The sequence below is a fragment of the Pseudonocardia kunmingensis genome (assembly GCF_006716445.1).
Taxonomy (GTDB): domain Bacteria; phylum Actinomycetota; class Actinomycetes; order Mycobacteriales; family Pseudonocardiaceae; genus Pseudonocardia; species Pseudonocardia kunmingensis.
Genome location: NZ_VFPA01000001.1, coordinates 699,678 through 714,402, shown reverse-complemented (window position 1 = coordinate 714,402; position 14,725 = coordinate 699,678). Strand labels below are relative to the sequence as shown.

Genomic DNA, 14,725 nt, shown 5'->3' with positions numbered 1-14,725 from the left:
CTCAGTCCCTCTCGTGGTCGGGGTGGGCGTCGTAGGCGACGCCGGTGGCGAACAGCTGCGCCAGCTCCGCGTCGTCGACGCCGGACTCGCGCAGCAGCTGCGCGGTGTGCTGGCCGAGCCACGGGGCGGGGGAGCGGACGCGCTGGTCGAGCCCGGAGAACTTCGTGGGCGGCGCGATCGTGCGCATCGCCCCGATCAGCGGGTGCTCCAGCTCGGTGACCATCCCGCGGGCGACGACGTGCTGGTCGGCCAGCGCCTCGTCGTAGGTCAGGACCGGCCCGCCCGGTACGCCGGCGCGGTCCAGCAGCTTGATCCACTCGTCGGTGCCGCGGGTGGTGGTGAGGCGCTCGATCTCCACCTCGAGCTCGTCGATGTGGTCCATCCGGTCGGGGAGCGTCGCGAAACGCGGATCGGTGAGCCAGTCGGGCCGGTCCAGCACGTCGGTGACGAGCCGCGCCCACAGCCGGTCGTTGTTGGCGCCGATCGTGACGTAGCCGTCGGCGGTGCGGTAGGCCTGGTAGGGCGTCGAACGGCGGTGCCGGGTGCCCGTCTGCTGCGGGACCTCGCCGGCGCCGAAGAAGGCCCCCGACTCCCAGACCGTCCACGCGAGCCCGGCGTCGACGAGGGAGATGTCCATGTACTGGCCCTCGCCGGTGCGGGAGCGCTGGATCTGCGCGGCGAGGATCGAGTAGATCGCGGTGGCGCCCGCGGCGATGTCGTTGATCGCGATGCCGACCTTCGCCGGCCGCCCGCCCGGCTCCCCGGTCATCCGCATGAGCCCGATGGCGCCCTGGGCCATGATGTCGAACCCCGGCCGGTCGCGGTACGGGCCGGTCTGCCCGAAGCCGCTGATCGCGCAGTACAGGACGTCGGGACGCACGGCGCGCACGGCCTCGTAGTCGATGCCGAGCCTGCGGACGACGCCGGGCCGGAAGTTCTCGATCACGAGGTCGGCCTCGCGGGCGAGGTGCAGGAACAGCTCGCGGCCGCGGTCGGTCTTGAGGTCCAGGGAGATGCTGCGCTTGCTGCGGTTGGGCATCGCGAAGGGATAGCTCTCGCCGTTGACCTTCGGCGCGAGCCGTCGCGAGTCGTCGCCGGTCTGCGGCTGCTCGACCTTGATCACGTCGGCACCGAGCTCGGCAAGCACCATCGTCGCGTAGGGCCCGGAGAGGAAGCGGGTGAGATCGAGGACGCGGAAGCCGTCGAGAGGGAGCATCGCCTGCCTTCCCGTGATACGGGATAACATCCCGTTGAACGGGAAGATTAGGATCCGTTGTGACCCAGGTCAAGGAAACGAGAGATGTCGATCACAGATGAGCGGGGTGCCCGCACCGGCGTGCAGGCCGTCGACCGCGCGGTGGCGATCCTGCGTTGCTTCGACGCGCGACGTCCTGACCTGGGGATCAGCGAGATCGCCCGGATGACGGGCCTGTCCACCAGCACCACCCACCGGCTGCTGGTGGCGATGCAGACCAACCGCCTGGTGCGCCAGACCGCCGACCGCCGCTACGGGCTCGGGCCGCTGCTGGTCCAGCTCGCCCGCAGCGGTGCGGTGCCCACCACGCTGCGCGACGCGGCCCTGCCGGTGCTGCACGCCCTGCGCGACGAGATCGACGAGACGGTGGCGGTACACGAGCTGTTGCCCAGCGGCGAGCGCGTCGTCCTCGACCAGGTGGAGAGCCGCCAGGTCCTGCGCCGCACCTACACCGACATCGGCGTGCCCATCGACCTCCCGCTCGGCGCCCCCGGCAAGGCGATCCTCGCCATGCTGCCGGTCGAGCGGCAGGAGTGGTGGCTGCGGCGGCCGGTCCCGCCGGTGGCGCCGGGCACCGTCACCGATCCCGACGAGCTGCGCGCCCAGCTCGGGCTCATCCGGCAGCGCGGCTTCAGCGAGTCGCGCGCCGAGCGCGTCGTGGGCATCCGCGCGGTGGCCGCGCCCCTGTTCGACCACACCGGCGTGGTCGGTGCGGTGGGCACCTCGGTCCCGGAGGTGCGGATGGACGATCGGCGCGCCGCCCAGCTCGGCGAGCGCCTGCGGGAGGTGGCGTGGCAGGTCTCGGAGACGCTCGGCGCCACCGACGAGGTCGTGGCACGCACGCTGGAGGCGGCGCGCCGGCCCGGCGACACCGGGTCCGCCGAAGGCTGACGGCCGTGCGCCGACCTGCTCCCTTCCGAGCTCGCACACCGATCGCTGCACCCGCACACCGACTGCAGTCGGTGCGGGAGCGCCATTGTCGGTGTGCGACGCCCTGCGCCGTCGCCCGGACGGCGGATGCGGTGCCGTCCGCTGCGTGGGGCGCGGTGGCCGGGGTACGGCGGCCCCATGAGCCGTCCCCGGCGCCTGGTGGCGCTGCGCGCGCTGAACCTCGGTGACCTGCTCGTCGTGGTCCCGGCGCTGCGGGCCCTGCGGCGGCACTTCGCCGACCACGAGATCACCCTCGTGTCGCACGCGTGGCTGGAGCCGCTCGCCGAGCTGATCGGGGGCATCGACCGGTTCCGCGCGACCCGTGGCCTCGCCCCGCTGACCGCCCCGCTGCGTCCCGACGTCGCGGTGGACCTGCACGGCGCCGGGGCCGGGAGCGCCGCGGCGCTCGCCGCGCTGGTCCCGCGGCGCCACCTCGGCTATGCGGCGCCGGGACGGCCGGGGCCGGCGTGGCCCGACGGCGGCCACGAGCGCGGGCGCTGGTGCGAGCTGCTGGTGGCCCACGGCATCCCCGCCGACCCGGACGACCTGCTGCTGCGCCCGCCGCCGCTCCAGGCGCCCGTGCCCGCCGCCACGGTCGTGCACGTCGGGGCCGGGTACGGGGCGAAGGAGTGGCCGCTTGAGCGGTTCGCCGCGGTGGCCGCCCGGTTGCGGGTGGACGGGCACCGGGTCGTCGTCACCGGGTCGGCGGCGCAGCGTCCCAGGGCGCTCACCGTGGCGGAGCGGGCCGGCCTGCCGGCCTCCGACGTGCTGGCCGGGTGCACGGGCCTGTCCGAGCTCGCGGCCCTGGTCGCCGGCGCCCGCCTGCTCGTCGCGGGCGACACCGGGGTGGCGCACCTGGCGTCGGCCTACCGGACGCCGTCGGTGGTCCTGTTCGGCCCGGCGCCGATCGAGGAGTGGGGTCCGCCGGGGAGCGGGCCGCACCGGGCGCTCACCGTCGCGGAGCGCCGCCGCGGCGACCCGTTCGCCGCTGACCCCGATCCGGCGCTGCTGGGTGTCACGGTGGCGGACGTGCTCGACGCGGTCGGGGAGGTGCTCGTGGTGCCCGCCCGGTCGCCCCGGTGCGGCGTTGCGGACGGGATTGACAGGTAGCCGCTTGGCTGCCTATCGTTCAACATGCAGCCAAGAGGCTGCGTATTGGTCGATCGGGACGGCGGCATGGACGAGGTCTTCAGGGCGCTGGCGGATCCGAGCCGGCGCCGGCTGCTCGACAGCCTCAACTCCCGCAACGGGCAGCGGCTGCGCGAGCTGTGCGCCGGCCTGGACATGGCCCGCCAGTCGGTGAGCAAGCACCTCGCGGTGCTGGAGGAGGCGAACCTCGTCACCGCGGTGCGCCGTGGGCGGGACAAGCTGCACTACCTCAACGCCGCGCCGATCCACGCGATCGCCGACCGCTGGATCCACCAGTACGACCGCAGGCGGGTGGAGGCACTCGCCGACCTCAAGAACGCGTTGGAGTCATCGATGGACGCACCGGCCTTCGTGTACACGACCTTCATCCGGACCACGCCCGAGAAGCTGTGGCAGGCGCTCACCGAGCCGGCGTTCACGCGCCGGTACTGGGGCGTCGCCTTCGAGACCGACTGGACGCCGGGGTCGCCCATGGTCTGGGAGGAGAACGGACGGCGCACGGCCGACCCCGAGCAGGTCGTGCTGCAGGCCGAGCCGCACCGCAGGCTCGCCTACACCTGGCACACCCCCACACCCGAGTGGGCGGCGGCCGCCGGCATCGGCGACGACGTGCGCGCCACGCTCGCCGCCGAGGACCGGTCGACGGTGACGTTCGAGATCGAGCCGCTGGGTGAGATCGTCAAGCTCACGGTCGTGCACGACGGCTTCCCCGAGGGCAGCACGATGCGCGAGATGGTCAGCGGTGGCTGGCCGCACCTGCTCTCCGACCTCAAGACCCTGCTGGAGACCGGCGACACGCTGCCCGCGGTGCCGGCCGCGGCCTGGAGCGGGTGACATCGGCGCGACGAGCGTCCTCCCGACCGGTCGCGCGGCAGGGCTGATCAACCGCAGGTCTCGACCTCGAGGTGGCTGTTAGGTTCGGCGCCATGCCGGCGGACGACGGCGCCACCTCGGCGTCCCAGAAGCCCCTGCTCGTGCTGGGGAAGATCACCGAGATCCTCGACGCGTTCTCGCTCGCCCGCCCCTCGCTCACGCTCGGCGAGATCCAGCAGGCCACCGGCCTGCCGACGTCCACCGTGCAGCGGCTGGTGACGAACATGGTGGCGCAGGGGCTGCTGGACCGCACCGGTGACCAGATCCGGGTGGGGCTGCGCATGGCCTACTGGGCGGCCGCCGCCCGCAAGGGCGTGGACGTGCTCACGATCGTCAACCCGGTGCTGCGCGAGGTGCGCGACGCCACCGGGGAGACCGCGTGCTTCTTCCGGGAGGAGCAGGGCTACCGCGTCTGCGTCGCGATGGCGGAGACGCGCCACGCCCTGCGGCGCGACATGTACGTGGGCAAGCTCCTCCCGCTGCACGCGGGCTCGGCCGGGCGCGTGCTCCTGGCCTGGGACGACGGGCTGGCCGAGCGCACGCTGTCGCGCCCGCTGGAACCGATCACGGGCACGACGGTCACCGACCCGGAGGTGCTGCGCGAGCTGGTCGCGCAGACCCGCAAGGACGGGTACGCGATCACCACGGCCGAGCGCGAGGACGGGTCGTCCGGGCTCGCCGCGCCCGTCTTCGACTCGGCCACCGAGCTCGTCGGGGCGATCGCGGTCAGCGGGCCCACGATCCGGATGCCCCGGGCCCGCTGCGAGGAGTGGGTCGACCTGCTCGTCGGGGCGGCCGAGCAGCTCACGCGGACGCTGGGCGGTCGCTTCCCGTTGTAGCGCCGGCGGCGATCGTCCACGGGAAGGCGGTGGCCTTCGACCGCGCGCCCTGCGCGGCCTTCGACCGGTTCGGCTCACCCAGTTCGGCGAGCAGGTCCTCGCCCAGCTCGACGAGCCGGGCCAGCCGGTCGGGGGTGAGCCACTCCGGCCGGGTGCCGAACAGGAGGTCCTCGGTGGCGGTGTTGCCGCTCGCGCCGGGCGCGAACGGGCAGCCGCCGAGCCCGCCGAGGCACCCGTCGACGACGTCCGCGCCCGCGGCCGCCGCGGCGAGGCTGTTGGCGACGCCCTGCCCCCAGGTGTCGTGGCCGTGGAAGACGATGCGCCGCGGCGGGGTCTCGGCGCGGACGCGCGCGACCAGGTCCGCGACCTCCCCGGGTGCGGCCTGGCCGAGGGTGTCGCAGACGACGACGTCATCGGCGCCCGCGGTGCGCGCGTCGTTCGCGATCGCGAGCACCCGCTCCGGCGGCACCGGTCCGTCGAACGGGCAGGTGAACGAGGTGGCGATGCACAGCTGGATCCGCCCGCCCGCCGCGCGCGCCAGCTCGACCGCTGCCGGCATCGCGTCGAGGCTCGCCTCGGTGCTCCGGCCGATGTTGGCCCGGTTGTGCGCGTCGGAGGCGGAGAAGCAGTACTGGACGTTGCGCGCTCCCGCGTCGAGCGCCCGCTCCACGTGCCTCGGGGTGGCCACCCAGACCCAGCAGCGCTCGAGCTCCTCCGGGGTCAGCGCCGCGATCACGTCCAGCGTGCCGCTCATCGGCGGCACCAGGTCGGGGCGGGCCATCGAGCCGATCTCCAGGCTCGGGACGCCGAGGCGCAGCAGCGCGCGGGCGAGGCGCACCTTCCGCACCGTCGGCAGCACCTTCCCCGTGAGCTGCAACCCGTCCCGCAGCGTGACGTCCCGCAGCTCCACCGTCATGCCCGCACCCCGCTCGCCGTCGTGATCGCTTCCTCGTCCATTCCCAGCAGCTCCCCGAGCACCTCGGCGGTGTGCTCGCCGAGGTCCGGGCCGACGCTGCGCACCGGCAGCGACGCGCCGCCGATCACCGGGACGACCCCCGGGAAGCCGACCTCGCGCGGCTCGCCGTCGCCGGTGTCGACCGGCAGGTACTGGATCATGTTGCGGGCCCGGTACTGCTCGTCGGCCACGATGTCGGCCGCCGTGTACACGGGGCCCGCGGGCACCCCGGCCGCGTCGAGGGCGGCGAGCACCTCCGGGCGGGGCAGCGACGCGGTCCAGGCCCCGATCGCCTCGTCGAGGCGGTCGCGCTGGGCCCAGCGGCCAGCGTTCGTGGCGAGGTCGGGGTCCTCGGCCAGCTCCGGCCGCCCGATCACCGCGCTCAGGCGGCGGAAGATGCCGTCCGCGTTGCCGGCGATGATCACGCTCGTGCCGTCCGCGCACGGGTAGGCGTTGGAGGGCGCGATCCCCTCCATCCGGCCCCCGGAGCGCGTGCGGTGCACGCCGTGGGCGAGGTGGTCGGGGACCAGCGACTCCATCATCGACAGGATCGCCTCGTTGAGCGCGACGTCGACGACCCGCTCGGCGAGCGCGGGTGCCCCCGCGGTGCCGCCGCGGCGGGCCTCGCGCTGGAAGAGCCCCATCACCGCGCCGAAGCCCGCGTAGAGCCCGGCGATCGAGTCCCCGATCGACACCCCGACCCGCGACGGCGGCCGGTCCGGGTCGCCGACGAGCTCGCGCAGCCCGCCGACGGCCTCGGCGACCGCGGCGAACCCCGGCCGCTGGGCCAGCGGTCCGGTCTGCCCGAACGCCGAGACCCGCACGATGACGAGCTCCGGGTTGGCCGCGTCGAGCACCTCGGGCCCGAGGCCCCACTTCTCGAGGGTGCCCGGGCGGAAGTTCTCCAGCAGGACGTCGCAGTGCCGCACGAGGTCGAGCGCCGCGTCGCGGCCCTCGGGCGAGCGCAGGTCGAGGGTGATGGACTTCTTCCCGCGGTTGATCGTGCGGTAGAGCATCGAGGTCGACCCGCTGTACAGCCGCCAGCCGCGCAGCTCGTCGCCGGTGCCGGGGCGCTCGACCTTGATCACCTCGGCGCCGAAGTCGGCGAGCAGCCGCCCGGCCGTCGGTGCGGCGATGTAGTTGCCGAGCTCGAGCACCCGCACTCCGTGCAGGGGCTGGATCGGGCCTTCGTCCACTTCCGTCCTTCCTGGATCTTCGACGACTGCGGGTGCGCCGCTACACGACGAGGCTCAGCGGCAGGATCAGCAGGATCGCGACCACGGAGGCGACCGAGACGCCCACCGAGCAGCTCTTCAGGGTGCCCCGGGTGGTCTGGCCCATGAGCGACTGGAGCAGCCAGAACGTGTTGCTCGTGACGTGCACGGCGAAGAGCGACCCGGCGCCCGCGGCCAGCGCGATCAGCACCGGGTCGAGGCCGATGACGGGCGCGATCGGGGCGAGGATGCCGGCCGCGGTGATGGCCGAGATCGTCACCGAGCCGACGGCGATGTGCAGGACCGCGGCGATGACCCACACCATCAGCAGTGGCGCCGCGGTCTGCGCGGTGAAGTAGTGGCCGAGGATGTCGCCGAGGCCCGCCTTGTCGATGGTGGCGGCGAGCGAACCGCCGACGGCGGTGAGGATGAGGATCTGGCCGCTCTCGCGGAAGCCGGTGGCGATGGCGCGCTCGACGCGCCTGCGCCCGGCCGTGTAGCGCCCGACGAGGCTGGTGCCGACCATCCCCGCCAGCAGGGCGACCACGGGCTGCGACAGGAAGTCGACCACCGGGTTCTGGAAGCCGGTGATGTCGAGCACCGCGCCGGCCGCGATGAGCAGCAGCGCGCCGAGCAGCGGCGCGAACAGGACGATCAGCTTGACGTGGTGCGGATCCCGGACCGGGCGCGGGTCCACCACGGTCCCGGTGGCGGTCGCCGCGACACGGCCCTGCTCGGAGGCGCCGTCCGGGGCGGACGGGGACGGCTCCGCGTCCCCGCGCGGCCCGGGGTTCCCGGGGGTCGCGTCGTCGCCGGCCGGGCCCGCCGCGTCGATGCGGCCCTCGTCCTTGGCGGGGTCCCACCAGCCCTTCCGGAAGAGGAAGGACATGATCGCCACGGCGATGATCACCGTCGGCACCACCAGGAGCAGGCCGAAGAGCAGCATCCGGCCGAGCGGGACGCCGAGCAGCCCGGCCAGCGCGAGCGTGCCGACGCCGGGGACCATCAGCACGATCCCGCACTCGAGGCCGATGGCCAGCGCGGTCGCCATGCGCGCGGTGCCGAGCCGGCCGAGCCGCGGCGCGAGGTTGCGGGCGAGCGGGGCGGAGATCACGAGCAGCACGTCGAGGTAGATCGACTGGAGTGCGGTCGCGATCGTGACGGACATGGCATAGGGCATCCGCTTCGGCCCGAACACGCGCAGCAGCGTCGCGACCAGGCGTTCGATGGCGCCGATCTCCTGCAGGATCGCGCCGGTCAGCACGCCGAAAGCGATCAGGAGTCCGACCTCGGCCATGATGTCGCCGAAGCCGCCGGTGATCGCCTCGACGGTGCCGTCGACGCCCAGCCCGGTGCTGAGCCCCAGGTAGGCCGACCCCAGCACGAGGGCGACGACGGGGTTGAGCTTGAAGCGGACGATCAGCAGGACCACCGCCAGCACGGCGACGCCCGTATTGATCAATATCGCGGTGTCGGACAACGGCGCGTTCCCCTCTTCGGGCGCTCGGCGGTGAGCGAGCGAGGTGTCGACGGCTCCCGGCGAAGGCCGGTCGAGCCCAGGTTGCTCACCATACGAACACACCTTCATGATGTGAGCAATGTGAGCTGCGCACGCCGCCGCTTCCGCTCTTGGTCCCGCGACGAACGGCACTTTCGTCGGTACCTAGCCGACGAAGGTGCCGTTCGTCCGGTCAGCCGAGGTGGTGCAGCTGCGTGAGGGGTAGCGTCGCCGCGCGGTGCAGCGGGATCTCCCGCCCGTCCACGCGCACCGGCACCGGCTCGGGCGCCACCTCGACCTCCGGTGTGGCGGTGTTGTGCAGCATGTCCGCGCAACCGAGGCCACGGCTGCCGGCGATGGGGGAGTAGGTGCGCCCGGCGGGCAGCGCGGCCCGCGCCTCGGCGTCGTCCAGGCAGGCGCCCGCGACGAACACGTGCGCCAGCCGGGCCGGTGCCGCCCCGTGCCCGCCGTAGAACGCGCGCATCCGGCGCGGCTGGGTGAGCCGGGTGGAGCCCGAGCCCGAGCCCGCGGCGCCCCACGCCACGAAGCCGGACTTGATCACCAGCTCCGGCTGGGCGCCGAACCAGGCCGGGTTCCACAGCACGATGTCGGCCAGGCGCCCGGGCAGCAGCGACCCGACCTGCCCCGCGATCCCGTGCGCGACGGCCGGGTTGGCCGTCAGCTTGGCCAGGTAGCGCAGCACGCGGGCGTTGTTGGCGACGTCCGGGCCGGTCTCGCCGGCCAGCGCGGCCTGCACGGAGGCCAGCTGCCAGGTGCGCCGCGCGCTCTCGGCGATGCGGCCCATGCCCAGCGCGTCGGAGTTGACGATGCTGATCGCGCCCAGGTCGTGCAGGTGGTTCTCGCCGGCGATCGCGTGCTCCCGGATCCGGCTCGCCGCGATCGCGGTGTCGCTGGGCAGCAGGGCGTGCCCGCGGTGCACGGTGAGCGTCATCGGGCCCAGCTCCGCCACCGTCGAGGTGGTGAGCGGCAGCGTGGGCGTGGTCGAGCTGGTGAGCACGTTCTCCCGCGAGACGATCGAGAGCAGGTCGGGGTGCCCGCCGCCGCCCTCCACGTGGTAGGCGTGCACGGTGCGCCCGCCCACGGCGTCGAGGGTGTCGGCCAGGTAGCCGGACTCGTTGAGCGTGTCGGTGTGCAGCGCCACCGGCAGGTCCGCGGCCTCCGCCACGCCGAGGCAGGTGTCGATGACGCCCGGCGTGGCGCCCCAGTCCTCGTGCACCTTGAACCCGCCGCAGCCGGACAGCACCGCCTGCTCGAGCAGCGCGGGCGACGTGGACGAGCCGCGGGCCAGGAACGCGGCGTTGATCGGCACGTCCGCCCACCCGGCGATGAGCGAATGCAGGTTGTGGGCCGGGTTCGCGCCGACGTCCCAGACCCCGCCGATGCCCATCCCGACGATCGTCGTGACGCCCGCCGACAGGGCCGCGGCGGCGAGGTCGGCGTTGGACAGGTGCACGTGCGAGTCGACGATGCCGGGCGTGGCGATCAGGCCCTCGCCGGTGATCATGGCGGTGTGCGCGTCGACCTCGAGCTGCACGCCGTCGAGCACGTCCGGGTTGCCCGCGCGACCGACGCCGACGACGCGGCCGTCCTTGATGCCGATGTTGGTCTTGCGGATGCCGAGCACCGGGTCCAGCAGCACGACGCCGAGCACCACCATGTCCAGCGCGCTCGCGCGGTCGGCCGAGCTCGACACCAGCGCGCCGTGCCGGGCGGTCTTGCCGCAGCCGCCGAGCAGCTCCTCGCCGGGTTCGGTGTCGTCGGCCTCGACCTCGACCCACAGCCCGGTGTCGGCGAGCCGGATCCGGTCGCCCGTGGTCGGGCCGTAGACGCGGGCGTAGGTCCCGCGGTCGACGATCGTCATGCCCCTCCTCCGATCCGCACGACCTCCACCTGGCGCTCGGCGCCCGGCTCCACCCGCAGCGCGGTGCCTGCGGGCACGTCGAGGCGGAACCGGCCCTCGCCGGGGACCTCCACCTGGACGGCGGGGTTGAGCTGGTCGAGCGGCACGTGCGAGGACACCCAGATCGGCAGCTCCCCGGTGTTGCGCAGCAGCGCGGTGGCCCGCTCGCGGCCGGGCGCCAGCTCGACGCCGCCGTGACCGGTGCGGACCGAGCCCGGTCCTTCCAGGGGAGGTTCCCCGAACGGCGCGTCGACGTGCACGAGCACGCTGCCGTGCGGGAACAGCGCCTCCACCTGCAGCGCGGGCACCGCCGAGGCAACGCCGTCGACGAGCTGCCCGGGCGAGACCACCTTCCGGGCGCGGCTCACGACCTCCTCGTAGGGCACGCCGTCCCAGGCCAGCTCGCAGATCTCGTCGCAGACCAGCGCGACGGCGTCCGGCGCGCCGAGGCGGGCGCCGCGCGCGAGCCGGCGCCGCGCCAGGTCGGCGCCCGCCGCGAGCAGGAGCCGCTCGTGTTCGCGGGGCGTCAGGTGCATGGCCGCTCGGGGATCGACATCTCTACAGCATGAACGGCGGGAGCGGAGCGGGAAAGCCGGGGCGCCAGGCCGTGTCCCGCGGATCTCGACCGCGGTGTTCGCGCCCACATCGCTCCTGGCTGCGTCGTCGGCCCGACCGGGTATGCGCGTACAACGGCTCGGGCGTCCGCCTCGCCAGGAGCGATGTGGATCACGAATCCCGGCGCCCGAGATCCACGGGACACGGCCTGGCCCGCCGGGAGCGGCCGTGCCAGGGTGGCCCGCATGGATCCCGAGAACCGGTCCGACGAGGACGAATCCGGTGTCCTCGAACCGGAGGACAGCCTGGACGACCGCGGCGTGCGCGACGTCCTGGACGAGGGCTGGTCACCGCCGGAACGCCCCTGGGCGGTCACGGGCTGGGGCACCACGGCCCGGGAGGAGGCCGGCGGCGAGTCCCTCGAGGCGCGGCTGGCCCGCGAGCTGCCCGACGGCGTGGTGTGGGACGGCGACGGGCTCGGCGACACCTCCGACACCGACGGCGAGCTGCGCGACGACGAGGTCGGCGACGTCCGCGCGGGGCGGCTGGTCGCGGCGGACGGCGCGTACGGCGACGAGCTGTTCGCGCGCGACGCCGGCATCGACGGCGGCGCCGCCTCCGCCGAGGAGGCCGCGGTGCACCTTGTGACAGAACGGAACGGGCTGGACGACGACTGAGCGATGGGTACCGTCGCCGTCATGGACGCTGCCGTCACCGATACCTCCTTCTGGCACCCCTTCGCGGCGATGGGAGCGGTGCGCCGCTCCGAGTTCGTGGTCGCCCGGGGCGAGGACGTCTGGCTCTGGGACGACGCCGGGCACCGCTACCTGGACGCGACCGCGAGCCTGTGGTGCGTCAACGCCGGGCACGGGCGGGCCGAGATCGCCGACGCCGTCGCCGCGCAGATGCGCGAGCTCGCGACCTACCAGACCTTCGCCGACGTCGCGAACCCCCCGGCGCTGGAGCTGACCCGCAGGCTCGCCGCGCTCGCGCCGGTGCCCGGCGCCAAGGTGTTCCTGGTCAGCGGTGGTGGTGAGGCGATCGACACCGCGGCCAAGATCGCCCGGGAGTACTTCGCCCGCACCGGGCAGCCCGAGCGCACGGTGCTGGTGAGCCGCCGGCACGCCTACCACGGCACGCACGGGTTCGGCACGGCGCTGGGCGGGATGCCGGCGAACCGGCTGGCGGCGCCGTTCGTCCCGGACGTGGTGCAGGTGGAGTGGGACGACCCGGCTGCGCTGGAGGCCGAGTTCGAGCGGATCGGCCCGGAGCGGGTGGCGGCGTTCTTCGCCGAGCCGGTGATCGGGGCCGGCGGGGTGCTGCCCCCGCCGCCGGGCTACGTCGAGCGCGTCCGGGAGATCTGCACCCGGCACGGGGTGCTGTTCGTGGCCGACAGCGTGATCTGCGGGTTCGGGCGCCTCGGTGACTGGTTCGGGCTGGACCGCTTCGGCGTCGAGCCCGACCTGATCACCTTCGCCAAGGGCGTCACCAGCGGGTACGTGCCGCTGGGCGGCGTCGTGGCGCACGAGCGGGTGGCGGCGCCGTTCTTCGCGGACGGGGCACCGGCGTTCCGCCACGGGCCGACCTACGCCGGGCACCCCACGGCCTGCGCCGCGGCGCTGGCGAACCTCGACGTCCTGGAGAACGAGGGGCTGCTCAAGCGGGCCGACGCGCTCGAGGGCTCCCTGCACGCGGCGGTGCGCTCGCTCGCCGACCACCCGCTCGTCGTCGAGGCCCGCGGCGGCACGGGCGCGCTCGCGGCGATCGAGCTCGACCCGCAGCGACTGGCCGCCGATCCCGCGCTGCCCGCCGCCGTGGCCCGCGCCGCGCGCGACCGCGGCGTCCTGGTGCGGCCGATGATCTCCGCGATCGCGGTCTCGCCGCCCCTCACCATGACCGACGAGCACGTCGAACTGCTGGTCGACGCGCTGCGCGGCGGGCTGGACGCGGTCAGCTGACGGCGACCCGGCGGCCCACCAGGTCGGCCAGCAGTGCGCGGGTGCGGGCCTGCTCGTGCTCGTCGCCGACGGCGAGCACGAGCAGCTCGGTCACCCCGGCGTCGGCGAACCGCCGGATCTCCGCATCGAGGGCGGCCTCGTCGCCCGCGACGACGGTGTCCTGCGGTCCGGCCAGGCCCTGCAGGTCGAGCAGGCGCCGGTAGCTGTCCATCTCGCCTGCGGCACCGAACACGGCGCCGAGCTCCTCGCGCAGCTGCGCGGGCCGGGACGTCACAGCCGCCATCACGGTGGCGAGGACCCGCGGCGCGGGCCTGCCCGCCGCCTCCGCGGAGCGCGTGAGGGCGGGCACGATCCGTTCGGCGACGACCTCGGGGCCGGCCCACGCCGTGACGGTGCCGTCGGTCAGCTCGCCTGCGATGCGCAGCATCACCGGGCCGAGGGCGGACAGCAGGATCGACGGCGGCGGTGCGTCGGGGACGTCGACGGACCCGGCCGCGGCGAGCGTCTCGCCCCGGTACTGCACGGTCTCGCCGCGCAGCAGCGGCCCCAGTGCCTCCAGGTACTCGCGGACGTGCCGGGCCGGGCGGTCGAAGGACATCCCGTACTGGCCCTCGATGATCTGCCGGTGGCTGGGGCCCAGGCCCAGCGTGAGCCGGCCGCCCGTGGCCGCCTGGGCGGTGAGCGCCTGACCGGCCATGGCCAGCGGGTGCACCGGGTAGGTGCGCACGACCGCCGTGCCCAGGCCGATGCGCGGCACCTCGCGGCCCGCCAGTGCCACCAGCGTCAGCGCGTCCCAGGACGTCTGCTGCGTGAGGTACACGCTGTCGAGCCCCGCGGCCTCGGCCGCCCTGACCTGCGCGAGCAGCGCGTCGAGGCCGAGGCCGGGCCCGAAGGCCGCCGTTCCGATCAACATCCTGGTCCCCTATCCGGAAGGTGAATCTCGAGTTCCGATTTCCGGTCGAGGTTATCATGAAGATCGGGTTCCGGATGTGGGTGAGGAGGCGGCGATGCGAGCGGACGCGCGCCGCAACCGCGAGCGGATCGTCGCCGCCGCGCTGGAGCGGTTCGCCGCGTGCGGGCCGGCCGCCTCGATGGAGGACATCGCCCGATCCGCCGGGCTCGGTGTCGGGACGCTCTACCGCCACTTCCCGGACCGCCGTGCGCTGGCGGGTGAGATCGCCGCGGACGCGGCCGCCGAGCTCGTGGAGTTCGTCCGGGGTGCCGCCGGGGGTGGGGCGAGTGCGTGGGAGGTGCTGCGCGACATCACCCACCACGCCGCGGGCCTCCCGCTCGCGCTCGCCAAGAAGATCACCGAGGAGCTGCCGTCCTCGGACCGGCTCGAGGCGCTCGCCGCGGAGAGCGACGCCCTGCTCACACAGGTGATCGGACGGGGGCGCGCCGAGGGCAGCATCCGCGCCGACCTCACGACAGCGGACATCCTCGCGCTGTTCAGCGTGGTGGCCTGCCGGCCGGGGGCGACGCCCGGCGACCCGGTCACCACGGTGATGCTCGACGGCCTGCGTCCCCAGCCGCCGCACCGAGCGGACGTGGGCTGACGAGCGCCGTGCGAGGCCTCGC

At 74.3% G+C, this 14,725-nt stretch carries 14 protein-coding genes; 7 read left to right on the top strand and 7 right to left on the bottom strand.

What is annotated here, in order from left to right; translation table 11 throughout:
* Position 1 precedes the first annotated feature (1 nt).
* Positions 2-1,216: a CaiB/BaiF CoA transferase family protein gene (locus FB558_RS03370; RefSeq protein WP_142047980.1), complete on the bottom strand. Its 1,215-nt coding sequence runs from the start codon at positions 1,214-1,216 to the stop codon at positions 2-4.
* An 84-nt stretch (positions 1,217-1,300) separates the two neighbouring features.
* Between FB558_RS03370 and FB558_RS03365 the strand changes: the two genes are divergently transcribed.
* From FB558_RS03365 to FB558_RS03350, 4 genes are all read left to right on the top strand, one after another.
* Complete coding sequence (locus FB558_RS03365) at positions 1,301-2,146, top strand: IclR family transcriptional regulator (RefSeq protein WP_142047978.1); 846 nt, start codon at positions 1,301-1,303, stop codon at positions 2,144-2,146.
* Positions 2,147-2,323: 177 nt separating this feature from the next.
* Positions 2,324-3,295, top strand: coding sequence for a glycosyltransferase family 9 protein (locus tag FB558_RS03360; RefSeq protein ID WP_142047976.1), 972 nt, complete (start codon positions 2,324-2,326; stop codon positions 3,293-3,295).
* A gap of 66 nt (positions 3,296-3,361) precedes the next feature.
* Complete coding sequence (locus tag FB558_RS03355) at positions 3,362-4,168, top strand: ArsR/SmtB family transcription factor (RefSeq protein WP_142047974.1); 807 nt, start codon at positions 3,362-3,364, stop codon at positions 4,166-4,168.
* Positions 4,169-4,260: 92 nt separating this feature from the next.
* On the top strand, positions 4,261-5,046 hold the full coding sequence (locus FB558_RS03350) for an IclR family transcriptional regulator (protein WP_142047972.1): 786 nt from the start codon (positions 4,261-4,263) through the stop codon (positions 5,044-5,046).
* Here the strand turns inward: FB558_RS03350 and FB558_RS03345 are convergent.
* From FB558_RS03345 to FB558_RS03325, 5 genes are all read right to left on the bottom strand, one after another.
* The gene (locus FB558_RS03345) at positions 5,012-5,962 is read right to left on the bottom strand and encodes a beta/alpha barrel domain-containing protein (RefSeq protein ID WP_142047970.1); all 951 of its coding nucleotides are present in this window, start codon (positions 5,960-5,962) and stop codon (positions 5,012-5,014) included. The genes FB558_RS03350 and FB558_RS03345 overlap by 35 nt on opposite strands.
* Positions 5,959-7,197, bottom strand: a complete 1,239-nt coding sequence (locus tag FB558_RS03340) for a CaiB/BaiF CoA transferase family protein (protein WP_142047969.1) — start codon at positions 7,195-7,197, stop codon at positions 5,959-5,961. The genes FB558_RS03345 and FB558_RS03340 overlap by 4 nt, the downstream gene beginning before the upstream one ends.
* Positions 7,198-7,237: 40 nt before the next feature.
* Positions 7,238-8,695 (bottom strand): GntP family permease, encoded by a 1,458-nt coding sequence (locus FB558_RS03335; RefSeq protein WP_142047967.1) that lies wholly within the window; start codon positions 8,693-8,695, stop codon positions 7,238-7,240.
* A 211-nt stretch (positions 8,696-8,906) separates the two neighbouring features.
* A complete protein-coding gene (locus tag FB558_RS03330; RefSeq protein ID WP_142047965.1) occupies positions 8,907-10,595 on the bottom strand; it encodes an urease subunit alpha in 1,689 nt (562 codons plus the stop codon).
* Entirely contained in the window at positions 10,592-11,170 is a 579-nt protein-coding gene (locus FB558_RS03325) for an urease subunit gamma (RefSeq protein ID WP_142047963.1), read from the bottom strand. Before FB558_RS03325 ends, FB558_RS03330 begins: the two co-directional genes overlap by 4 nt.
* A gap of 264 nt (positions 11,171-11,434) precedes the next feature.
* On the opposite strand from FB558_RS03325, the gene FB558_RS03320 reads away from it, so the two are divergent.
* Complete coding sequence (locus tag FB558_RS03320; protein ID WP_142047961.1) at positions 11,435-11,866, top strand: DUF5709 domain-containing protein; 432 nt, start codon at positions 11,435-11,437, stop codon at positions 11,864-11,866.
* A gap of 21 nt (positions 11,867-11,887) precedes the next feature.
* Positions 11,888-13,147, top strand: a complete 1,260-nt coding sequence (locus tag FB558_RS03315) for an aminotransferase family protein (RefSeq protein WP_142047959.1) — start codon at positions 11,888-11,890, stop codon at positions 13,145-13,147.
* Here FB558_RS03315 and FB558_RS03310 read toward each other — a convergent pair.
* The gene (locus tag FB558_RS03310; RefSeq protein WP_142047957.1) at positions 13,140-14,060 is read right to left on the bottom strand and encodes a TIGR03564 family F420-dependent LLM class oxidoreductase; all 921 of its coding nucleotides are present in this window, start codon (positions 14,058-14,060) and stop codon (positions 13,140-13,142) included. The two genes, FB558_RS03315 and FB558_RS03310, sit on opposite strands and share 8 nt — an antisense overlap.
* Positions 14,061-14,154: 94 nt before the next feature.
* Between FB558_RS03310 and FB558_RS03305 the strand changes: the two genes are divergently transcribed.
* On the top strand, positions 14,155-14,703 hold the full coding sequence (locus FB558_RS03305) for a TetR/AcrR family transcriptional regulator (RefSeq protein ID WP_142047955.1): 549 nt from the start codon (positions 14,155-14,157) through the stop codon (positions 14,701-14,703).
* Positions 14,704-14,725: the final 22 nt, after the last annotated feature.

Coding starts and splice junctions, on each gene's coding strand:
- FB558_RS03370 (WP_142047980.1), bottom strand. CDS start 1,216: ATGCTCCCTCTCGACGGCTTCCGCGTCCTCGATCTCACCCGCTTCCTC.
- FB558_RS03365 (WP_142047978.1), top strand. CDS start 1,301: ATGTCGATCACAGATGAGCGGGGTGCCCGCACCGGCGTGCAGGCCGTC.
- FB558_RS03360 (WP_142047976.1), top strand. CDS start 2,324: ATGAGCCGTCCCCGGCGCCTGGTGGCGCTGCGCGCGCTGAACCTCGGT.
- FB558_RS03355 (WP_142047974.1), top strand. CDS start 3,362: ATGGACGAGGTCTTCAGGGCGCTGGCGGATCCGAGCCGGCGCCGGCTG.
- FB558_RS03350 (WP_142047972.1), top strand. CDS start 4,261: ATGCCGGCGGACGACGGCGCCACCTCGGCGTCCCAGAAGCCCCTGCTC.
- FB558_RS03345 (WP_142047970.1), bottom strand. CDS start 5,962: ATGACGGTGGAGCTGCGGGACGTCACGCTGCGGGACGGGTTGCAGCTC.
- FB558_RS03330 (WP_142047965.1), bottom strand. CDS start 10,595: ATGACGATCGTCGACCGCGGGACCTACGCCCGCGTCTACGGCCCGACC.
- FB558_RS03325 (WP_142047963.1), bottom strand. CDS start 11,170: ATGCACCTGACGCCCCGCGAACACGAGCGGCTCCTGCTCGCGGCGGGC.
- FB558_RS03320 (WP_142047961.1), top strand. CDS start 11,435: ATGGATCCCGAGAACCGGTCCGACGAGGACGAATCCGGTGTCCTCGAA.
- FB558_RS03315 (WP_142047959.1), top strand. CDS start 11,888: ATGGACGCTGCCGTCACCGATACCTCCTTCTGGCACCCCTTCGCGGCG.
- FB558_RS03310 (WP_142047957.1), bottom strand. CDS start 14,060: ATGTTGATCGGAACGGCGGCCTTCGGGCCCGGCCTCGGCCTCGACGCG.
- FB558_RS03305 (WP_142047955.1), top strand. CDS start 14,155: ATGCGAGCGGACGCGCGCCGCAACCGCGAGCGGATCGTCGCCGCCGCG.